Consider the following 21,999-nt stretch of genomic DNA (forward strand, 5'->3'; position numbering starts at 1 on the left):
AGCAAAGAGCTACTTTTTTTTCCGTTTAGCCTTATCTAACCGCCTGCGATCGCGCCACTCAACAGAAGTCAAATAAGCGACCCCGCCAGTCACCGTCAGCAGTAGTACAAAGGCCACTAAAACGAGAAAATTAGCAATCGAAAATTCCACAACCCATCTTCCTCTGATTTTACATTTTCTACTTTCGATTTTAGATGAAAAATGTTAACAATTAACAGTTAAATGTTGACTGCTAACTGTTAACTGTTAACACTCCCTTCAAACTGCTGGCAAATCTGACAAAATTGTAAACCTCACATGATTAATTGCCAGACTCCCCACGGAAACATCCTCCTTGTTTAAAGGAAGACCGCCGCTCGTGAGACTTTGAAACCGAATTCCCTTGCCAATTTCTACGTGATACCAAGCCAAACCCATAAAAAATCGCAAAGGATAAGGGCCTCTATCTTGAATATCATCAGGATTAGATTCCATCGGCACCCAGCCAAAACCAGGAATGTAAAACTCCAGCCAAACGTGATTGAAATCCGGCTCCAGCGACACCCCTTTTCTGTCAGCAAAAGCCGGACACTTGTAGCGGCCGATCGTGCGGCAAGCAATCCCGTTTAACCTCGCTAAAGCTAACAACAGTCCCACGTATTCGCCGCAAGAACCGATGCCCCTGCGTAATACAATATCGGGAGTGTCAATATGAGGCCTAATCCCGTAAGAAAGTTGGTCGTAAACAAAATTGCGAATGCTCAGTAACTGCCTCAGAATATTAGTTTCCGAGCCAATGGCAGCCACAGCAGCCGATCGCACAATCTCCGTATCCATCGCCAAATTGTCATTATCAACCAAATACTTAGCTGCAAACTCCGGCGACAGCTTAGGAATCTTTTCGACATCTCTAGGTGACAACTGATACTTAATCGATCGAACTTCTAACAAAGCCTTCCAGCCAAAAATTCGGCGTTCCCCAGGGTGCAGCAGATCGAACTTAAACACCGCCACCCGTTCTCCTTCCTGAATTTCCTCAGTAAAAGGCATTCCAATCGGCGTAATTTTCCTGACCTTTTGCCGGTGAGTTTGCGAAGGCAAAGCAATCCGCCACTCCAAATTTTCGATTTCTACCTCATCGAGGGGAGACAGTTCCTCCACATAAGACATTTCCATCAAAAAACCGTTTGACAGAGCGTAGCGGTCAGCTTCATTGTAGTGAAAAGATAAAGGCTGAATAAAAGTGCGATCGCGCTTCGTCAACTGAAAAGGATCTTCCGAATTCGGGTCATCCCGGATGTAAAGTTCATCCCCGGCATAAGCCACGTACAGAACCTCCTCCCCCGTTTCGGAATCCTTGTGAAAAGCCAAACCCGAAGGCGACTCAAAGGGAGTCAAAACGCTAAATTTAATCTCCCCAGTTCCCCGTTCCAAACAGTAAACAGTTTGCTCAGTTTTGTCGCACACCCAAATTTCCTCATCCCGGACAGTGATATTTTCTACCCCAATACCGGGAGCGTAAAACCGAGTAATTTCCCGACCAGTTTTCAGGTCAAAAACCAGAATCGAGTTTAATCTCTGGCAAGTCACATAAAGCGTAGATTTCCAAACAGCAATCCCGTCAGCAGGATAAGAAAGTGAAACAAAATGTTCCGGTTTGAGTTCAGTTATCGCCCCCTCCCGAACTGCGCCCCGACAGCAACAAATATCCTCATCCCGCGCAAACCAGAGAGTATCGTCCGAAATAGCCAGCCCGGTTGCGCCGGCAAACTTAGCCGTTTGATAAGGATTCAAAACTGTAGTGTTGTCAGTTTCTCGATCGATCTCCAATAGCAGCCCTTCGGCGCGATCGACAGCGAACAACCTATTTCCTAAAAAAGCAATGCCGTGCAGCGCCAAGACTCCGATGGGTCTGACCATCCGCAGCCCCGAAGGCTGTTTGTCCGAGAGAACAGGTGAATCGAGATTCATGCTAAATTTCTTGCCGCTATTGTACAGAAAACCTGATTTGTAACTTGTAGCCGATCGCTTGAGGTTCACCAGCAAAATTGCCGAGTTTCCTGATATCCAGGACTGACGCATCAACCTGGTGTTTTTACGAAAATAATTCGTTTTAGCCTCTTGTCTGAGTTAAAACACCCCGAATATTAGCCTGGGTCAAAGTTGGGTTTAACAAGCTCAACCCAACCTGCAGCAGTGAATGGAAGTAAGTATAACTACTAAGCTACCACTGACAAACGCGACACAGAATTCTATGTTGATCAGAGCGACCCAAATAATCGTATCTGCCTGAAGATATAAATTAAGTACAACAGATTACTATATCCGTCAAAACCTTGGATAGAATAAAACCGTGCGATAAAGTTCCTAGGTTCATCAAAAGGCAGGTTCGTCATGGCTTTGAAGTCTGCTCTAAATATCGGTGCTCTTTCCTTAATTCTGTCTTTAGAGGCAGTTGCCGCCGGTAGTTTTTTAATACCAGCAGAGGCTCTCAACAGCCCCGCAAACATTGTCCAGCGCGCCTCACAACCGCAGCTACCCCTCAACTGGCAAACAGTTCAACCCCCTGAACCAAGCGGAAGTAGACCGAACAGCCAGCAATTGGGAGCCGGGTGGAATAGCTTTCAACCGCCCCAGGACGGAGTACCCGGAAGGCGGGAAGGGGGAGGAACCCGCGGCTTAGAATGCCCCACGGCCACAACTGCCTTAACTGCCTTGATTCCCCAATCAACTATGGGGCAAACCATATCAGCAAAACCGACATTTTTCTACTACCTTCCCGTAGCTCTCGACAAAACAGTTCAGTTTGAGTTAGCAGACGAAAGGGACAAAACACTATACAAAAAAAGTTTTCGCATGGTAACTAGCCGTGCAGGTGTAGTTAGCGTCAGCCTCGGCTCCGACGAGAACTCGCCAGCCTTGGAAGTTGGCAAAAACTATCAATGGTACTTTACTATCAAATGCAACCCAAAAAATACAACAGATGATGTTCTCGTTTCCGGGTGGATCAACCGCACCGCACTCGCCCCAACCGTGAAAACAGAGTTGGATCGATCGTCCGACCTCACCAAGCTCAGCATCTTCGCCCAACAAAATCTCTGGTACGAGTACCTAGCAACTCTAGCTCAATTGCGTCTCCAGTCTCCCAGCGATTCCAGTTTAGCGATCCAATGGTCAGCAGTGTTGAACTCAGTCGAACTCGGCAAAATAGCCCAAGAACCCTTAGTCGCAAGTGAATTAACACCTATCACAAGAAAATAATTCGACACCAGCTTCACGCAAAGAATGTAACGGTAGGCCCGTGCCCCAAACCCTGATAGCCATAAGTCAGTCGATTTTAGATTTTAGATTTTAGATTTTAGATTTTAGATTTACTTGCTGCATTGAATCTGGGAGCAGGAACAGGAGTCTAAAATTTTAGGATATACACTGATGAGCGTTGGGGGCACGGTATCCGTTTTTGGGCGAGTCATTGCCAAATCTCAAATCTCAAATCTCAAATAGTATCAGGGGTGCAGCAAGTACGAAAAACTCGGTTTCGATCGCGGTATTTGGCAGCGCCACAGATGATTTTTGGTTGTTGCGGGTTGTTTGGTCGATCGTCCTAAATAAATTAAAATTTTTGTACCGATCGGCAGTTCGGACTTCTGGCAGATTGAAAGGCGGGCGGTGGAAATTTTGATGGTCAAATTTCGCCTAATACTAAATGATAAACTGGCATAGTCAAGCAGGCGACAAACTTATTTTAGAGAAATTATTAATTATGCGCCCGAATGCAAATATTGCACTATTTCGGTTGGGGATTTCACTTCTAACTGCGCTGCCGATGGCTTGCTTTTATGCCAATAAAGCTATATCCCAAACAAAGGATATTTCTCAGTTGCCCGTCGCCGCTGACAACTCAGCAGATACGGGCAATCAAGTATTAGCACTGCAAAAACTGGAAATCAAGCAGGATGAAACAGCAACAAACTTAAATCAGCTTCCCGATACGATCGAGACCAACCCTGAACCAGAAACACCATCGAACCCCACCGAGAACAGGCAAGATGCCTGTTCCACAAGCAGTTTGATTGATTGTGGTACGGGCATCTTGCCCGTAGCAAAAAATCTGGTTGACAAAGATCCCCAATGTCAGAACCCGCTAGATTGTAATTTTTTAGCCCAGAACCCGCAGACGCCACCGGGAAACATCCCGCCCGACTTAAACCGCGATCGAGTACCAAATCCGCTGTTACCGTCGCCGCCGACTCAGCCCGATCCAAATCGCGATCGATTTCTGCAACCGGCCCCGCAGCCTTCCCCAGAACCTCCCCCAGTACCGCCAACAGTAGCGCCGGGGCCGCCGTCGCCAGTTCCCCCAACGCTGCCGAATACAGCAATTGAGGTGCAGAAAATTCAAGTAGTTGGCAGCACAATTTTAAGCCAAGACGAAATTAATGCCTTAGTCAACCCGTTAGAGGGCCGTTCTGCCACCTTAGAACAGCTCAAACAAATCGCCGACAAAATTACCGAAATTTACCTCAATCGTGGCTACATCACTTCGAGAGCAGTCTTGCCGCCCCAAACTATCACCGCAGGGGTAGTCCAAATTCAAGTGATCGAAGGCAAGCTGGCCCGAATTGAGGTAGAAGGAACTAAAAGATTGCATCCGAGTTACATCCGCAGCCGGATTCGACTCGGTGCCGGAATGCCTTTAAGCACAGCTTCCTTAGAAGACCAACTCCGGCTGCTGCGAGTCGATCCTTTATTTGACAATGTAGAAGCTAGTCTGCGGGCAGGGGATAATGAAGGCGAGAGCATTCTGATCGTCCGAGTCTCGGAAGCTAATCCGTTTCAACCTAGTTTCAGCGTTGACAATTACTCGCCTCCCAGTGTCGGTTCCGAAAGATTGGGAGTTAGTTTGCGGCACCGCAATATAACAGGAAATGGCGACGAACTGGCAGGGGCTTATTACCGATCGCTCGGCGATTCAGACGTGTTTGATTTTAGCTATCGCGTCCCGCTAAATGCGATGAACGGCACTTTGCAATTGAGGGCAGCGCCGAATCGCAACAGTATCGTACAAGAACCTTTTGACAGTTTTGATATTTCGGGAAAATCGCATTTATTTGAAGTTAGTTACCGCCAGCCACTGCGGAGAACGCCGATCGAAGAATTTGCCTTATCTGCCGGTTTTACTTATCAGACAGGCAGAACTTTTCTCGCTGGCGAACCGGTTTCTTTTGGCATCCGCGAGGAGTCCAAGGGTGTCAGCACTACGAGCGCAATTAAGTTGGGACAGGACTACATTCGGCGCGACCCGCAGGGTGCTTGGGCCGTGCGATCGCAATTTACGATCGGCACTAGCTTGTTTGATGCTACTCAATACGAAGGTTCTGATCCCGACGGACAATTTTTTAGCTGGCTGGGTCAAGTGCAGCGAGTACAGCGATTGAATGACAAACATTTATTAATTTTGCAGGCCGACTTGCAGTTGTCAGCTAATAGTTTGTTGCCTTCCCAGCAATTTGTAATTGGTGGCGGGCAATCTTTGCGTGGCTACCGCCAAAACGTCCGTTCTGGCGATAACGGCTTCAGAGTTTCCATCGAAGATCGGATTACTTTGCAGCGCGATGCTTCGGGAAATCCTAAACTTCAATTGGCTCCCTTTTTGGATGCGGGTACGGTATGGAACGTTGCGAACAATCCTAATAAATTAACCAATCAGACATTTTTAGCAGGTTTAGGTTTAGGGGTAATCTGGGAACCGATACAGCGGGTGAACCTGCGAGTAGATTACGCTTTTCCTTTGGTTAGAATTAGCGATAAAGGCGACAATCTGCAAGATAAAGGAATTTACTTCAACATAATTTATACGCCCTAAAATGAGCGATTTGCTGCTCTGCTACCCATATAAATTGTCTGTTATGGCAGAGGGGAGATGGGAAGAGTGGGGGAGTGGGAAATGAAGAAAATATTTCCTTCTTCCTTCTTCCCTCTTCCCTCTTCCCTCTTTCCTCTTCCTTCCACATCGGATATTAATCGCCGACTTCCCCGACAACCTCCGCAGCAGCCTGAGTTTCGAGCCAGAGTTTGAGCAGCAAGAGCTCTGCCCGATCGCCCAACACAGTCGCAAACACCCCATCAGCCCCCTCAGACTGGCCAGAAATCCACGTACCGCGCAGAGTCACTTCTACAAAGTCAGCATCAGCAACACAAAGCTCGATCGCATCATTGTCGTTTCGGCGCGCCTCAGATTCCAACAGAGACAGCGCCGGCAAATTCGCGGGCAGCAAAAATGCCGCAGTGCTCGGTTCGACGCTGATGCTTTGACCAACTCGCATAGCCAGCACCACTCGCAGCGCCACTAACTGTTCGGGAGATTGAGCCAAACGCTCTAGGTTAAAGCCCGTTTCAGTATAAGTCAACTTCAGCATATTGACAGCCCTAAATTTGGAATTGAAAGTTGAAAATTGATAATTGAAAATTGGTAATCGGGAATTGGGAATTGAGAGTTAGGGGAGATTTTAGAGGAGCATTACGCATCAATTTAAAATCTAAAATCTAAAATCTAAAGTCTAAAATTCTTCCCATTCCCTATTCCCCAATTTGATATTCGTGCCAAAACAGTTCGGCAAAAGCAACAGTGGGGTGTATGGGGGCCTTCGGCTTAGTTCGCAGAGACATTCCAGCTTCTGTGGGAGTTCGATCGCCCTTACGAGAGTTGCACCGTTCGCAAGCCGTCACCACATTGTCCCAAGTATGCGGGCCGCCCTTCGATCGAGGCATCACGTGATCCAGCGTCAAATGCCGATTGCTACCGCAGTATTGGCAAGAATGAGCATCGCGGCGCAGAACTTCCCGGCGATTGACCGGGGGCACTTTCCACAGGCGTTCCCTGTTACCAAAAGTCAAGCGGATTTGTTCGGGTACGTGGATGCTGGTGCTGGGCGATCGTACCAGCCAGCCGTTGCCAATGCTAAAATCAAGAGGTTCAGCCTTGCCTGTTACCAACAGTACGATCGCCCGTTTGATGTTGACACGGCTCATCGGTAGGTAATTCTGAGAAAATACCACCACAGATTGCCTCAATACATCAGTTACTACGGTCACGGCTTGCTCCTCCTCATTTGGATTTTAGATTTTAGATTTTAGATTTTAGATTTTAGATTTGGGATTTGGGATTTTCGGTGCAACGCCTACATTGGCTACATCTGGTTTTTTCCCAGTTCCCCGCTTCGGATCGAATTTCTCAAATATCCAATCAAATGCCCCCGCTTCTCTTACGAGAGAAGCGGGGGCTAGAAAAACTGCTTTCATGCAAATTTTCATCCTGTCTGGGTACAGTCGTTTAGCTGTACCTCCCGCTTCGCGTCTCTCGATATGGCTGTGCCACTTGCAGACCGTGCTGGTCTACCTCGTTGTAATTAATTTCTGCAATTTGTCCTAATCCACTATAACCGGGTTTAATTAGGCCCAAGCCCGCCCACGAAGTCGCTGCAACAGTCGCAAAACCCGTCCTAAAGACGTGCTGTAACGACTCGGAGCGACCCGTGGGGCGATCGCACTTCAGTTGATAGGTGGAGTAGGTGGGGAGAAATTTCAAAGTCGGCAGAAAGTGGTAAGAGACCTTTAAATCTAGCTTTAAACATACTACACTGATATTACACATATGTCCACCCGTCACGGAGAAAAAATTATGCATACCCTACCTAGAACCTCAACCACCGAAATGGAAGTCACCAGCATTCGACTCGAAAGAGAGCTCAAGGAGAGACTTAAAGAGCTCGCAGGCAATCAAGGCTATCAAGCTTTGATTCGAGATTTGCTCTGGAATTACGTGCAGCAGAAGTCTGGAGAGTATCGGCAGATGTTTTCTCGATCGGATATTCGAGCTAGCATTAATGCCACAGCACAGCAGGAGGAACGCTGCGCGCTTACAGGAGAGTTGATCCGACCGGGCGGCCCGATGTTATTAGGCCTGACGATGCACGGCGAAATGGTGCCGCTGAGTATAGGGAGTATGGCTGGATAAACCAGTTTACCCTTAAATTTGTGAGAGCGATCGGCCTGGGGTGAAGGCCCCAGGCGCTGAAGATCATACTATTTTAGATTTTAGATTTTAGATTTTAGATTTTAGAATTGGGAAGGGCTTATAAGATAAGGGTTGGGAGCTTGCCTAGAGTTGCATTGTTTTTGGGAACTGGTATAACAATACTTCAAACAGTTTTTGATTACCAACCGTAAAATAAGGGTTTCAAGGATCTGCGGCAATCGAACTACCAACTGACATCTTGCACCATTTTCAATAAGCTTTTTATGGGCGGGCTCTTCGGCCCAACCCCTACTCCCCACAAGAAATTGCACTTGTTGTGGAACAGGCCGAAAAGCCTGTTCTTGAGAATAATCCAAGATGTGAGCTACCAACGAAAATTCAGGGTTTCAGATTACGAACTAAAAACAGTCCGGGCTATTGGTATAAAATCCCGCAGTATTTAAACAATATCTATTTAACGAACCACGAAAGCGGGTTCCGCGAAGCCGTTCCCGTAGGGTAGAGCACGAAGAAAGATGGAGAAGAAAATACCTAATGCCAGCGGTTCCGGATTCTGGTAACGCAGATGCGGATGCTCCAAAACGCGCCGGCTAGTGCTAAACTTTCCATCGGGCGTGCCGAACAGACGATCGTACATTATGATGAAAAAAATTAAAGTAATGCTGAAAAACCGCTACTTGACTGCTGCGAGTTCGATCGCCCTTCTCACAATTATTGCCGGATGTGCAGCTACTGAATCACCTCAACTTGCATCTCCCTCTCCTGTAGCTGAATCTTCCCCGCCGCCGGTTAAACCAAGTCAGCCTCAGCCCTTAATAGTCTCTGCTAGCAATCCTAAAACCCCCACAAATAGCAAAATCCAGCAATATCTCAACGGGTTGGCAGCCCAAGGTTTTGCCAAAGAAAACCAAGGCGTCTGGATGCAATCTGGCAATACTTTGCTAGCCAATCATCAAGGTACCGTTCCTCGGTCAGCCGCTTCTATTACCAAAGTAGCAACATCTCTCGTAGCACTGCAACAATTCGGGCCGGAACATCAATTTATCACCTTAATTGGTACAACTGGAAAAATTGAAAACGGTGTATTAAAAGGTGATTTAATTGTTCAGGGAAGCGAAGATCCGTTGTTTGTTTGGGAAGAGGCGATCGCCCTCGGTAACGCCTTAAATCAAAAAGGCATCAAGCGAGTCAGTGGCAATTTGATAATTGTCGATAAGTTTTACATGAACTTTGAACTTGATCCCCTCAAATCGGGAGAATTGCTCAAACAAGGATTGAACAGTCAAATCTGGCCCAGCGAAGCCGCCGCCCAGTATCAAACCCTGCCTCCAAATACGCCGAAACCCCAAATAGCAATTGAGGGTTCTGTAAAAGTTTTGTCAGCATCTCCCAATGACGTGCAGCCTGTAGTCAAACATTATTCTTTGCCCCTCGCTGAACTGATCAAAAAAATGAATCAGTACAGCAACAATCTCATGGCAGATATGCTAGCTGATACTGTCGGTGGCGCTAAAACAGTCGCGCAAAAAGCAGCAGCAGCAACCGGAGTTCCTCCCGCAGAAATTCAACTCGTCAACGGTTCGGGATTGAGCGAAGAAAATCTCATTTCTCCCCGGGCTGCTTGCGCGTTGTTTATAGCTTTAGAACGCTATCTTGAACCTTACAGCATGACAGTTGCTGATGTCTTAACTGTAGTTGGGAAAGATAAAGGAATACTATCAGAACGGCCACTTCCCAAATTAGCAGTAATCAAATCTGGCACGTTGGATAATGTTAGCGCTTTGGGCGGAGCGCTGCCAACTCAAAAACAAGAAACTGTGTGGTTTGTGATTATGAATGGAGGGGCAAATGTCGAGACATTTCGCACTCAGCAAGAGGTTTTGCTGAAAAGCTTTTTGAATGAGTGGGGAAGTGTTCAAGTTTCGCCGCCGGAATTAACGCCAAATCCTGCTAGAAAGAGTAAGGTATCTCGCAGCGAAATTGTCAATTGATTTGAGGCTGACGCATGGGGGCCCAGAAACCGGGTTTTTTTACAAAAAGACGGGTTGCCATCCGCAAATTCGGCAAAAAACCCGGTTTCTCTACTTGGTAGGGTGCGTCATATCGTTTCCGGTTGCATCGGAATGATTTAACCGCAGAGGGCGCAGAGAACGCAGAGGGAGAGAATACAGAGATGAATACAGGACGATGCTACCGGATTTGATATCAGTACAGAAATTGTGAATTGGCAGCTAAAATAATGCAAGCTGATGCAACCTAGGAGTACAAACTAATTTAATTAGGTGTTTTCGCCCTAGCGACTACTATGCCGATCGCACTTTCGACTCTGCTAATATATCTCTGTAAGTCGTAAGCAACTGTTACCTCCCCAGCCGGCGAAGCGTGAATTAAACCCATATTGCCGTCCGCATTGCGGTAGACTAAACCTGTGTGGGTGACATCCAATCCTTTAACATCGGTGGCTACCGCTACAATATCCCCCGGTTTTAACTGAGAATAAACACTTTTTATCCGATTTGTGGGGATGTAATTAACAGGAGTTTTGGCTAAGTCTGCTTCTTGGCTGACTATGCACTGATAAGTTGCTTCGTCTTTGAGCATTTGCGGGTAACTGCTGCGGTGCTGACTCATGAAATTTAGTGTTTTATTCATGGGCACTCCGCCTAATTCGGCGGTGATATTTTCCACAGTTTGCCGTTTTTGATTGTCGTTAATCCAGTCGGAAAAATAGTGCAATCTGCTGCAATAACCGTTCATTTTACCGTTTAAATACCGCTGTTCTTCTATGCGATTTACAAAGTTTTGATAGTCGTAATCTTGTACTGCTACGCCCCTGGCGATCGCCAAAACTGTTTCTACAAATAAAACGCAATCAAATTTATTCAAAGTTACGAGCAACTTTTCTTCGCCGGATTTGTCCAGTAAACCAGCGGCGTAGGGCTTCCCTAGGAAATTATTGGCGATTGCCTGGACGATTTCTCCCATAGAGCGATCGTGCAAATTTTGTTGTTTTGCATACTGTACAACCTTTTCAAAACGTGCTATGTCTTCAGGCTGTGCAACGGTTTCTCTCTCCGTATTATTTGAATTATTTGAGTCCGATCGTCTCGCCAGCAGTTTCAGCAATTCGGAATAGGAAATTTCCGCTAAATTGTTGAAGTCCCACAACATACTCGGAAAACTGGAAACAGTTGGCTTGTTTGTTATTTCCAGATTTTCGCTTTCTCGCGTCAAGGAAAACGCTAGATCCGCGCCCTGTCCTGCTGTTTGTCGATCGACAACATATCCCGTAGCAGATTGAGACGGAAATGCCCAAACATCAGGTATCAAAGAATTATTCGCGCCGGCGATCGCAAATCCCAAAACAGCCAGACTCCAAAAATTTCTCATGTTTTTCAAAGGATTTTGCTTCAACTCAGTGCTATCCTGAAAATTTTACAATTACTCGAAGTCTCAATCAGCCTAGTAGACCGATAAAATTGGCAACAGCGGACTCGATCGATACACTTGTCATTTAGACGCCGCCCTATTATAAACTGATCGTGCGAGTTTGATAGCACAAAACTGTAATGCAAGTAGAACGCCGACGCCGCCCAATCCAGCCCCGAGGCCGAATCGAGTCCCGACGCCAAAGCACCGAGCGTCCAGTCCAGTCCCGACGCCAAAGCACCGAGCGCCCAGTCCCATCTCGTCGCCCAATCCAGACCCGACGCCCCATAGACCTCTTGCAAAAGTCGCTCTCAATTCTTGAAATTATCTGGGTTAATCTGCGTTCATCTGCCTTGTATCTGCGGTTGACCGATCGAGCAAACATTCATGCAACCGGTCTAATCCAATCCCGACGCCAAAGCAGCCAGCGCGCCGTCGGACGCCGACGCCAAAGCAGCGAAGGCCCAGTGCCCTCTCGTCGCCGAGTGAGGACGAAATTTTCTCGGCTAAAATACCGTAACATTTTGTGTTTAATCGCCGGGGCGATCGCGTTCTTTTGGGTCGTCACAATACCCTTCAGAATTCGCCGTGCCCCAGAACCGCCAGTCATCTTGCCTCAACAGACCGTCTCGCCTCAAGAAACACTCTCGCCTCCGACAATTGAACCATCGGAAAATTTAGCCGATCGTCAAAGCGAGCCTACCTTTAGCTACAACATCAAAACACCTCCTAATCCTGTTTACTCTCAAGAATTGCAAGGGATTGTTGATGAAGCTGTGAAGATTGCGACCAGCAAAGGACTGCCTGCAGAACGGCTATCAATTACCTTATTTGATGTCAGCAATTCCAAAAGCCACACCTTTGCCGGATATCAAAATCAAACTCTCCGATTTCCCGCTAGCGTTGCCAAGTTATTTTGGATGGCAGCGTTTTACTCAGCTATAGAAAAAGGCATCATTACGCAAAGAGAATCTGCCTTTAAAAACGACCTAGAACAAATGATTCGCGTCTCCAACAACGATGCTGCTAGCCGAATTTTAGACAAAATCACAGATACAAAATCCGGCGGCAGGCTCGCAGGAGAAGAGTTGCAAACCTGGCTAAAAAAGCGCACTCAAATTAACACATTTTTCCAGTCCGCCGGCTACAATGATCTTCGTATAAGCACCAAAAATTATCCCATATACTATTTAAGACAAGAAGGGCCAATCGGTCGCGACTTGCAATTGCGGGGCGATGCTTCTGTGCCGATTCGCAATCAAGTAACTACCGACCAAGCGGCAAGATTAATATATGAAATCTATACGAGGCAAGCCGTTTCCAGCGTCGCCAGTCGCAAAATGGCTTACTTGCTGACTAGAGACTTAGACCCCAAGGCATGGAAAAATGACCCTAGCAATTCGATAAAAGGATTTCTTGGCGAATCTTTACCAACTAATATTTATTTTGGTTCCAAAGTGGGCTATACCTCCAAATCCCGCAGCGAAGCAGCATTTGTCAGAACTTTAGACGATCGCGCGATTTATATCTTAGTTGTTTTCGCAGACGATCCGGCTTATGCCAAGGACGAAACAGCTTTTCCGGCCATTTCCCGATACGTTTTCGATCGGCTAAATGCTCGTGGCCCCACCACTTTGCAGTGATATCGAATAGGGCCGGTTGACTGTGGACTGTTGACTGTTGACTGTTAACTGTTGACTGTTAACTCGGGGTCAAAAAACTGAAGGATGGTTGATATCCAATCCGGTAGCATGGGAATTATTCATCTCTGTGTTCTCTTCCTCTGTTTTCTCGGCGTCAAGAGCTGTTTAATGACTCCAATGCAACCGGATTTGATATGAGTGTTGAATGTTGACTCGATTTTATAGCAACCGCCAACACAGTTAGGACGTTGTTAATGGCTGAAACGATTTATTTTATTCCTTCTTCCTTCTGCTTTCTTCCTTCTGCCTTCTGCCTTCTGCCTTCTGCCTTCTGCCTTCTGCTATACAATTCCGGGGCACTCAGAAGTGAGATTACGCACAAACAACGGTTTCTGCGAAAAATGGGCACTGACGACCAAAGAAACCAATTTCTTGACCACAAATCTAGGCTTTTAGGTAAAACCCGCAGCAAGAAACCCGGTTTGTTATATCCTAAGAGCAAGCCCTAATTAGGTTTCTAGTAACTTATATCTTGCACCCTTCTCAATTAGTCTTTTAGGAACAGGCTTTCCGGTCTGTTCCACAAGAAAATCTAGTCTTTGTGGAACGGGCCGGAGAGCCCGTTCCTGAGAATGGTGCAAGATGTGAGTAGTAAAGAAGTTTTTTGTCTCTCGTCTGGCAAGCGCTAACTCTAAACTATGAGTTAAAAAAATGAGTTCAACAATTGATTGACCGGACACAATTTAACTGGGGCGAAAGGATTCGAACCTCTGAATGGCTGGACCAAAACCAGCTGCCTTACCACTTGGCGACGCCCCAACGTCTCAACATTTAATATAGTAACACCCAGACACGGGAATCTGTCAAGCATTTTGACAAGAAAATTTTAAAAATGTTTTTGGAGCCCATCGCCCGCAGGTTTATTCTTTGATCGCAGGGGGGCGTGCTAGCGGGATTTCAATCCTGAAATCCGCTCCCTGTCCCGGTTCCGAGATACACTTCAAACTTCCTCCGTGTTTTTCCACCACTATCTGGTAGCTGATAGACAAGCCGAGCCCCGTACCCTTGCCTACAGGTTTAGTGGTAAAGAAAGGGTCAAACAAGTGGCATTTAGCTTTTTCGGGCAATCCGGGCCCGCTGTCTTGAATCCGAATCACCACAACTTGACCCCTCGACTTTCGTGACTCATCAGCCTCCGAGTCTGGGCCCACCACCGCCGTCGAGATTTTGATCGTCTTAGGTGGAGGCTGATTTTCCAAAGAGTCGATCGCATTGGCCAAAATATTCATAAATACTTGGTTGAGCTGTCCGGGGTAGCACTCTACCTTCGGCAAGTTGCCGTAGTCTTTAATTACCTCAATTCCCGGCACTAGCCCGTTTGACTTCAAGCGACTCTGCAAAATCAGCAGCGTGCTGTCAATCCCTTCGTGAATGTCCACCGGCTTCATCTCGGCTTCGTCGTGGCGCGCGAAGTTCCGCAGAGACAGGACAATTTGGCGGATGCGTTCAGTTCCCATCTCTATTGAAGACAGAATTTTCAGCAAATCCGGCACTATGAACTCAACATCGATTTCTTCGTTTTTGTCGAGTATTTCGGGGCAAGGCTCCGGGTAATGCTTTTGATACAAGTGCAACAAATCCAGCAGATTTTTCATGTACTGCTTGCAATAAGTCAAGTTGCCGTAAATAAAATTAACCGGATTGTTAATTTCGTGGGCGACGCCGGCGACCATTTGACCGAGAGAGGACATTTTTTCGTTTTGGATGAGCTGAGCTTCTTTCTGCTGCAACTGCTGCAAAGTTTCCGTCAGTTGGCGGGCTTGAGTCTGAGCGGCTAAGGCTGCCGCGCGGGTTTGGGCGTAAAGTTCGGCTTGGTCGATCGCGATCGCCAGTTGATCCACCACCGCTTGCAGCAATTCCACTTCGCTCGTCGCCCAGGAACGGTGGCTGCTGTAATGGTTGCAAACTACAGCACCCATTTGACCGGAGCGAGTCTTGAGTGGCAGCAGCAGGTTAGAAACAATCCCGATACTGCTCAAAAAAGCTCGCGTGGGCGGTTCGATGCAGAGTGCTGTTGCAGCGTCGCCGATCCGAAGCGTTTGGCGGTGGCTAATTTTCTCGGCCAGCAGGGTTACTTGTTCGATCGGGTATTCTGTGAGCCGCTCTTTCAGTTCGGGATTTGCCGCCTCGTGGGTGATTGCAAAGCTGGGCTGCCCGTCTCGCGAGATGGAATACCACAAAAAGTAGCACTGGTCAACCTGCAACAAGCTGCGAATTTCGTTGACAGCCGTATCTAAAATTTTGTCGAGGTCGAGGGAATTCCGCATCTGGCTGGCGAGGCCGAAGATCAGGCCTTCCCGGCGGCTCAACAATTCTTCTCGGGCAGTGACGCGATCGATCGCCACAGCGATGGCGTTAGCCATGCAGCCCAGAACTTCTAGCGCTCCCTCGCTTGCCAAAGCGCTACTGCACAGAGCCATCACCCCCACCAACCGCTCTTCCACAATCAGCGGATAGGCAATGGTGCACAGAGACGGGTTCGACATTAGGCACACAGGAGCAGTTTGGAGTTTTCCCGCTTCTGTTCGCACCCAATCTTCTATTTCTTTTGCCCACTCTTGGCTGCTAAGTCCTGAATTGGCCTGCAATTCTAACCGCTCTGTCTGCAGGTTGAAAGTCCAGATGCTCACCCCTGTGGCGTCGAGGTACTCTACCATTGCCTCGGTGCAGCGGTTGAGGATGACCGATATTTTTCCGCCTTGTCCGAGGGCTGCACCGACTTTAGCTTGCAGGGTTCCCAAGCGAGCTCGCTCTTGTAGGGACGCTGCCGTTGGTTGGCGATCAGAGGTGTCGCGGGGGCCGGCAACGATTTCTCGGATTTGTTGGGTATCGTCCGCGCGCCCGATGCCCGCTGAAGCTTCCCACACATATTGAGATTTGCCTGTTTCTCCCAGCGTCGGGAGCTTTTTTGTGCCGTATATTGTCCTGCTACTCTGTGGCGTATGTACCGCACACAAGCTCGATCGGGTCGAGCCAGGAACTAACTCCGAGATTTGCGGGCTGTCCGAGGTGATATCTTCTACCTCTGGCAACTGTTTCTGGGCTTTGACTAATTGCCAGCGTAGCTCCACCAAACTCGCAACTTGCCGACTCAAAGCTTGCAGAGCTTCTATCGTTTCTTTTGTCAAGTCTCGCGGCACCGAGTCCATGACGGATAGCACTCCCAGCACCTGCCCATCTGAGCTAACAACTGGGATTCCGGCGTAAAATTTCACGAAGGGGTAGAAAACGATCAGCGGGTGTTCGCCAAATCTCACATCTGTGGAAGCGTCTCGAACAATGGCGGCAGGCTGTTCTTTAAAGGAATTTATAGGAAGTTCGATCGCAAATTCGGGAGCAACTGGCGGTTGTTGCAGGGAAATTACCCGGTCAAATTCCGAGTTTGAGTTTGAACTCTGGGCGAAATCTTCGGGAGTTGGCTCCAGGGCGCGAGCGCAAAAATTCAGGTAACGGTGGGCCAAAGTTCGATCGATACCTAACTGCGACTTCAACCAGTGGCGATTACCGTCAATCAAGCTCAAGAAAGCAATAGGAGTTCGGCCGATCAGAGCTGCCAAACCGACCAAATTGTCCAAGCAAGCCTCTGGATCAGAGCCAAGAAGCTGATACAAATCAATGTTATGGAGCTTGAACACTTTTTTACCAAGAGGCAAGGGTGCTTTCATCATGTGTAACTGCCCGTCTAGTTGCTGGCAACCGCCCTTCTCAATACTTTCGAGAAAAACAAGCTATGAATTGTGTGATGTGAGACTGTGGGCGCAAATTCGGCGCAGGCTGCTTGCGCCGAATTCAGACTAACCTCTTGACTGATCTGGAAACTTTTGGGTTATGGGAGTTAGAGCACCCCTGATCTAAGACTATATAAATTATACTTCCAGTTGACTATGCTTTTGAATACCTCCGGCTCTCTAAATCTAAGAGCCTCTGTTGGCAGGAAGCACCTTTGCAAAATATATGACGATTGCTTACCTAGAAATTTTTTATCAGTTTAATTGTATTTTAACAGACTTGCCTAATCGTGGGTAGCTGGCTTGCTGGTAGATTTAAATCAGGGGTTTGTGCCACAATACCAGTGTCCTTTACCGAGCTGTGCCTTAGCCGGGAATTCAACTACAGTTAGGAGATGAATTACAAAAGATTGGTAAAATGTTAAAATTTGTAACAAGACTTGTTCAAACTCGACCTTTTAGGGTTTCTGGGCTGGAATGCACATTTTGCAACTGTTGTAATTGCCGATCGACCACTCTGCCAATCCCTTTTTTCGAGTTTGACGTAAAAAAACAGGGGTAAAGTTTCAACTAACGCTCCAACGGGGTTGACAATTGCGTAGAGGCAACTCTCAAAAAATAACTGCAGGAAGTATGTTTTGTATTTTCAAGAACTATAAATAAACAGGGAGAAGAATATGTCTGCAAGTAGCAGTCAAGTACCAACTATTTTGGCAGTTGATGATAGCGTCGTGATGCAAGGACTTGTTAAACAGGCCTTAAGCAAAGAGTTTCGAGTTCTCGTAACCGACAATGCAGTGGATGCTTTGTCAACGATTTATCACGAGCAAATTTCGGTTTTGTTGCTCGATGTTTCGATGCCTGGTATTGACGGATTGGAACTCTGCCGCACGGTGCGGAGCTTGCCTCAGTTTCAGAATTTGCCGATCGTAATGCTGACAGCGCGAGATGGAGCCTTTGATAAGGTACAGGGGCGTTTGGCGGGAGCAACAGAGTATTTAACTAAGCCTTTTGATGCTGATAAGTTACGCGAGGTAATTGGTAAGTTTATCAAAATCAAATAATCGGACTTAGAAAAAAAATCAGTTTTGAGTAATTAATGAAGTAATTTGAGTAATTAATGAACTAAAAAGTTGGGCTCGCGCTCTCTGAGCCTCGACTTCTTTAACAAGTCGGGGGGCGGGGTATTCTGCACTATTTGCGAGGTAAGTCCTAAATTTTTAATTTAGCCAAGAGTAGGGGAGCGATCGCACTGACAGGTAGAACATATTGGGCGGCACCCAGGGCGATCGCCTCCTTGGGCATTCCGAAGACAATGCAGCTAGCTTCGTCTTGGGCGATTGTCAACCCCCCTTGTCTGGCGATAGCCAACATTCCGTCAGCACCATCTCTACCCATTCCTGTCAGCAAAACCCCCGCTGCTGCCCGACTATAAAAATTAGCTACCGACTTAAAAGTCACCGTTACAGAAGGGCAGTGGCCCGCAGAATGAGCCGATTCTGAATAAACAAATCGCCCTTGAGAGTCCAATTCTAAATGACGTTTTTCGGGCGGGAAATAAACAGTCCCTGCTTGTGGCAATTCCCCAAAAGAAGCTATCTTAACAGGCAGTTTCGATTCATTACCCAGCCAATCAACTAATCCTTGCAAAAAACCTTCACTGATGTGCTGGACACAAATTATAGGCACTGGAAAACTAGCCGGAAGTTTAGAAATAATCGTGTACAGTGCTTGCGGCCCCCCTGTTGAAGCCCCTATAGCCAATACTTTAATAGTTGAAGATTTAACATTTTCGTTGGAGAACTTGTAATTAGCAACTGGTGCTTGGTTAATTTTTACAACTTGATTATTATATTCTGTTGGCATCTTTTTTTGATGCCGTGTAAATACTTTAACTCCTGAGAGGATTTTAACTTTAGCTATTAATTGATTGGCGAGGCGAGCGTAATCAGATACCAACCCGCCAATCGGTTTCGGAAAAACATCCAATGCACCAGCCTTTAACAGTTGAAATACATTCTGAGTATCATTCGCTTGCACTGAAGCACTAATTACTAAAATTGGTAGCGGATATTTCTTCATTACTTCTTCCGTAAATTCTAACCCGTTCATTGGTACCATGTTCAAATCCGTACAGATTACTTGGGGCTGAAGTTTGGGGATTAATTCTAGTCCTTCTAATCCGTTGCAAGCGGTTCCTACAACTTGGATGTCTGGCGAGGACTCAAAAATTCGTTTGAGGACGAGCGTAACTACTGGAGAATCTTCAACTAACAATAGTTTAATGGGCGATAACATCAGTTTGCTGGGAAATGGGGAATGGGGAACGGGAAATGATAAATTCGGCATCCATGCACGGGAAATTTTTCACTAGACACAGGGCATTGGGCCTTGCTAATTGGTAGTAAATAACAAATAGCTAATAACTAATGACTAATGACTAATGACTAATGACTAATGACTAATGACTAAACTAACCTTTTTAGTGTCTCTACCAACACATCTTGATTGAAAGTACCTTTAGGAATATAAGCATTTGCCCCCGCATCAGCACCTCTTTTTTTATCTTCATCGGATGCCAAAGATGTCACTAAAATTATCGGCAACTCACTGTATTCTTTTTGCGCCCGAATCTTAATAGTCAGGGCCAAACCGTCTAAATTGGGCATTTGTATGTCAGAAATCACAGCATCAAAATCGCGAGTTTTCAATTTATGGAAAGCATCCAACCCGTCTACTGCAGTCACAACTTCGTAACCCGCACCTTCCAGGATGCGTTTTTCTTGAGTGCGCGTGGCGATCGAGTCTTCTGCTAATAGTATAACTTGTTTTCTGCTGGCCGTCTCAAGTTGGGATCGCGCACTCCCAACCCCACGAGACGAAACTTGCTGGCGTACAGATTTTATCAAATCGTGGGGATTGAGTACCATACAAACTTCCCCAGTAGCGAGAATTGTGGCACCCGAAACATTTCGCACCCGTTTCAGCAATTGACTTTGAGGTTTCATCACCACATCCTGTTCGTCAATCAAAGCATCTACAAATAATCCCAATCTTTCCTCCCCTACTTTCAAAACAATACAAGGCCTTTTTGAAGTAGAATTTAGGAAGTGTTTTTGATTTCTTATCAGAATATCGCTCCCGGTTTCCTGTCTAAAATACCTATTTTTTTGCCAGCCTTGTCTATTGTTTAATTCTAGTAAATCTGTCAGATGAGCAACTGACAGAGGCTGACCCTTTGAAAGTATAGTTTCCTTGCCTTCTATAGCAAATATCTCAGACTGAGACACCTGTTGTGCCGTGTCTACAAACTCGACTGGCAGAGCATAAGGAATGTCTTCAACTACGACAATTAATACATTTGCTGTAGCTAAAGACGTGCTGATTTGCAGCCTCAAAGTGCATCCTTTTCCCGGCAAAGACTCTACTTGAATACTACCTTTTAGGGCTTCAACATTAGTGCGAACTACATCTAAACCCACCCCGCGACCCGATACTTCGGTAACAAATTTTTTGGTCGAAAAACCCGGAGTGAAGATTAAAGATTGTACTTGAGTTTCGGTCATTTCTGCCAGTTGTTCAAGCGTACAAATATTACGTTTGACAGCAGTTTGTTTAATGCTATCTAGATTTAGGCCCCGGCCATCATCAGCAACTTCAATAATAATATTGCTAGCAATATTATAGCCTTTAATTCGGAGAGTAGCCACGGGAGGTTTACCTAGTTTTTTCCGCTCCTCAACAGTTTCAATACCGTGGTCGATCGCATTTCTAATCATGTGCATTAAAGGGTCTTTCATTTCCTCTAAAATGCGTTTATCTGCTGTAGTTTCGCCTCCTTCAATCACTAATGCAACTTCTTTACCTTCCCGTTTCGCTAAGTCTCGAACAGTTCGAGGAAATAAATTAAAAATAGTAGACAAAGGCAGCAGTCTCAGAGTGCGAATTCCTGATTCTAATGCCTCAGCGATTAATTCGAGTCTGGCAGTATCTTCATAAACTCGATTTCTCAAGCGGTTGACTAAAGTTCCGAGACGTTCTAAACGTTCTTCTGTACGTTGATAGTAATCCTGCAATTGGCTAAATTTACCGTTGGCTTTAATACCGTTTTCATCTATTTGCATCCGATCGAGAGTCAAGCTCGTTACAAAATATTCTCGGCTCCACTCTTCCCACAAAGTTGTAATTTGTTCGAGCTCGGCAACTCGGTGTCCTAGCCGAGTTTTTGTGACAGTAAGTTCCCCTGCTTGAGTCATTAAATCGTCTAAATTTTGAGTAGCAACACGAATGGTCTCAATGCGATAAGATGAGGTTGATGATGCAGTAACTGCCGACTGCGACGCCGACGCAGGGGCGGGTTCAGAAGGTGCAGGCAAGTTTTGAGCTTGCAGTGGAAATTCTGGCTGGGATTGTAGGGGTAAAAAAGAGGAATTCTTCTCTAAGTTAACGACTTCTGAATTTTCAACTTTGGTTTCTAGTTCTGGGGTAGGAGGCTCAGTAAATTGCGGTTCTACCAACTGTTGTTCTGGTACTGGTGAAGATGATGGCTCTACTATTGAGGCGGCCGCCTGTGGCTGTAACTGACTAGAAGCACCCATCATGCTAGCGAGGATATAAAATGTATTAATGCCGGAATCTTGGCCGGTAACGGCTTCGTTAACGAGTTGGCGGATGGCGTCTAAACCTTGCGAAAGCCGATCGCTAATATCTGAATTTAGTGGAGTTTCTCCCCGCTTGACACCTCCCAAAATATGCTCCATTTGATGAGCTAAAGATGCTACATTTTTTACTCCCAGCATCCCAGCATCACCTTTAAGAGAATGGGTTTCCCGCAACAATTGTTCTAACTTAGCTAAGTCGTCTGGATGTTGTTCTAAGTACAGCAATCCGTCATCTAGTTTCTGTAAGTGTTCTTGACTAGCGACTTTAAATACATCTCGAAGTTCTTGATCTTCAATCATCATATATGTTTTTGAGTAATAGGTAATTGAGCATGGCTCATGGGCAATTGGTAATGATAATTATGTGGAATACTCAGTCGATTGCTAATGACTAATGACTAATGACTAATGACTAATGACTAATGACTAATGACTAATGACTAATGACTAATGACTAATGA

The 21,999-nt window shown here is 46.3% G+C and carries 17 protein-coding genes and 1 tRNA gene; 7 read left to right on the forward strand and 11 right to left on the reverse strand.

Annotated elements, in window-relative coordinates; all coding sequences use genetic code 11:
- Nucleotides 1-9: 9 nt before the first annotated feature.
- Together QUB10_RS18300 and QUB10_RS18305 are read right to left on the reverse strand one after the other, a co-directional pair.
- The gene (locus QUB10_RS18300) at nucleotides 10-150 is read right to left on the reverse strand and encodes a hypothetical protein (RefSeq protein WP_333083407.1); all 141 of its coding nucleotides are present in this window, start codon (nucleotides 148-150) and stop codon (nucleotides 10-12) included.
- Between the two features lie 108 nt (nucleotides 151-258).
- Nucleotides 259-1,950, reverse strand: coding sequence for a transglutaminase domain-containing protein (locus QUB10_RS18305; RefSeq protein ID WP_333204335.1), 1,692 nt, complete (start codon nucleotides 1,948-1,950; stop codon nucleotides 259-261).
- Between the two features lie 423 nt (nucleotides 1,951-2,373).
- Here QUB10_RS18305 and QUB10_RS18310 point away from each other — a divergent pair, with 423 nt between their 5' ends.
- From QUB10_RS18310 to QUB10_RS18320, 3 genes are all read left to right on the forward strand, one after another.
- The gene (locus QUB10_RS18310; protein ID WP_333204312.1) at nucleotides 2,374-3,240 is read left to right on the forward strand and encodes a DUF928 domain-containing protein; all 867 of its coding nucleotides are present in this window, start codon (nucleotides 2,374-2,376) and stop codon (nucleotides 3,238-3,240) included.
- A 211-nt stretch (nucleotides 3,241-3,451) separates the two neighbouring features.
- Nucleotides 3,452-3,661 carry a hypothetical protein gene (locus QUB10_RS18315; protein ID WP_333204314.1) on the forward strand — a complete coding sequence of 70 codons (210 nt, stop codon included), beginning with the start codon at nucleotides 3,452-3,454 and terminating at the stop codon, nucleotides 3,659-3,661.
- Nucleotides 3,662-3,685: 24 nt separating this feature from the next.
- Nucleotides 3,686-5,845 (forward strand): ShlB/FhaC/HecB family hemolysin secretion/activation protein, encoded by a 2,160-nt coding sequence (locus tag QUB10_RS18320; RefSeq protein WP_333204317.1) that lies wholly within the window; start codon nucleotides 3,686-3,688, stop codon nucleotides 5,843-5,845.
- Nucleotides 5,846-5,999: 154 nt separating this feature from the next.
- Here QUB10_RS18320 and QUB10_RS18325 read toward each other — a convergent pair whose 3' ends face one another.
- From QUB10_RS18325 to QUB10_RS18340, 4 genes are all read right to left on the reverse strand, one after another.
- On the reverse strand, nucleotides 6,000-6,398 hold the full coding sequence (locus tag QUB10_RS18325; RefSeq protein ID WP_333158553.1) for an alr0857 family protein: 399 nt from the start codon (nucleotides 6,396-6,398) through the stop codon (nucleotides 6,000-6,002).
- Between the two features lie 160 nt (nucleotides 6,399-6,558).
- Nucleotides 6,559-7,074, reverse strand: a complete 516-nt coding sequence (locus QUB10_RS18330; RefSeq protein ID WP_333204319.1) for an HNH endonuclease — start codon at nucleotides 7,072-7,074, stop codon at nucleotides 6,559-6,561.
- A 45-nt stretch (nucleotides 7,075-7,119) separates the two neighbouring features.
- The gene (locus QUB10_RS18335) at nucleotides 7,120-7,281 is read right to left on the reverse strand and encodes a hypothetical protein (RefSeq protein ID WP_333204321.1); all 162 of its coding nucleotides are present in this window, start codon (nucleotides 7,279-7,281) and stop codon (nucleotides 7,120-7,122) included.
- Between the two features lie 31 nt (nucleotides 7,282-7,312).
- Nucleotides 7,313-7,567 carry a hypothetical protein gene (locus tag QUB10_RS18340; protein WP_333204323.1) on the reverse strand — a complete coding sequence of 85 codons (255 nt, stop codon included), beginning with the start codon at nucleotides 7,565-7,567 and terminating at the stop codon, nucleotides 7,313-7,315.
- A gap of 93 nt (nucleotides 7,568-7,660) precedes the next feature.
- Here QUB10_RS18340 and QUB10_RS18345 point away from each other — a divergent pair, with 93 nt between their 5' ends.
- Nucleotides 7,661-7,996: a ribbon-helix-helix domain-containing protein gene (locus QUB10_RS18345; protein WP_039886507.1), complete on the forward strand. Its 336-nt coding sequence runs from the start codon at nucleotides 7,661-7,663 to the stop codon at nucleotides 7,994-7,996.
- A gap of 659 nt (nucleotides 7,997-8,655) precedes the next feature.
- On the forward strand, nucleotides 8,656-10,008 hold the full coding sequence (locus QUB10_RS18350) for a D-alanyl-D-alanine carboxypeptidase (RefSeq protein WP_333204325.1): 1,353 nt from the start codon (nucleotides 8,656-8,658) through the stop codon (nucleotides 10,006-10,008).
- Nucleotides 10,009-10,291: 283 nt separating this feature from the next.
- Here QUB10_RS18350 and QUB10_RS18355 read toward each other — a convergent pair whose 3' ends face one another.
- On the reverse strand, nucleotides 10,292-11,407 hold the full coding sequence (locus QUB10_RS18355; RefSeq protein ID WP_333204327.1) for an N-acetylmuramoyl-L-alanine amidase-like domain-containing protein: 1,116 nt from the start codon (nucleotides 11,405-11,407) through the stop codon (nucleotides 10,292-10,294).
- A gap of 335 nt (nucleotides 11,408-11,742) precedes the next feature.
- On the opposite strand from QUB10_RS18355, the gene QUB10_RS18360 reads away from it, so the two are divergent.
- The gene (locus QUB10_RS18360; protein WP_333204329.1) at nucleotides 11,743-13,089 is read left to right on the forward strand and encodes a serine hydrolase; all 1,347 of its coding nucleotides are present in this window, start codon (nucleotides 11,743-11,745) and stop codon (nucleotides 13,087-13,089) included.
- A 747-nt stretch (nucleotides 13,090-13,836) separates the two neighbouring features.
- On the opposite strand, the gene QUB10_RS18365 is transcribed toward QUB10_RS18360, so the two are convergent.
- A tRNA-Gln gene (locus QUB10_RS18365) sits at nucleotides 13,837-13,908 on the reverse strand.
- Nucleotides 13,909-14,009: 101 nt separating this feature from the next.
- The gene (locus QUB10_RS18370) at nucleotides 14,010-16,817 is read right to left on the reverse strand and encodes a GAF domain-containing protein (RefSeq protein WP_333204331.1); all 2,808 of its coding nucleotides are present in this window, start codon (nucleotides 16,815-16,817) and stop codon (nucleotides 14,010-14,012) included.
- 737 nt (nucleotides 16,818-17,554) lie between these two features.
- Here QUB10_RS18370 and QUB10_RS18375 point away from each other — a divergent pair.
- The gene (locus tag QUB10_RS18375; protein WP_015175702.1) at nucleotides 17,555-17,941 is read left to right on the forward strand and encodes a response regulator; all 387 of its coding nucleotides are present in this window, start codon (nucleotides 17,555-17,557) and stop codon (nucleotides 17,939-17,941) included.
- Between the two features lie 148 nt (nucleotides 17,942-18,089).
- Here QUB10_RS18375 and cheB read toward each other — a convergent pair whose 3' ends face one another.
- A complete protein-coding gene (gene cheB, locus QUB10_RS18380; protein WP_333204333.1) occupies nucleotides 18,090-19,175 on the reverse strand; it encodes a chemotaxis-specific protein-glutamate methyltransferase CheB in 1,086 nt (361 codons plus the stop codon).
- 170 nt (nucleotides 19,176-19,345) lie between these two features.
- Nucleotides 19,346-21,841 (reverse strand): hybrid sensor histidine kinase/response regulator, encoded by a 2,496-nt coding sequence (locus QUB10_RS18385; RefSeq protein WP_445300776.1) that lies wholly within the window; start codon nucleotides 21,839-21,841, stop codon nucleotides 19,346-19,348.
- Nucleotides 21,842-21,999: the final 158 nt, after the last annotated feature.

Origin of the sequence: Microcoleus sp. B5-D4, from assembly GCF_036705145.1 — a bacterium.
In the GTDB taxonomy this organism is placed as follows: Bacteria; Cyanobacteriota; Cyanobacteriia; order Cyanobacteriales; family Microcoleaceae; genus Microcoleus.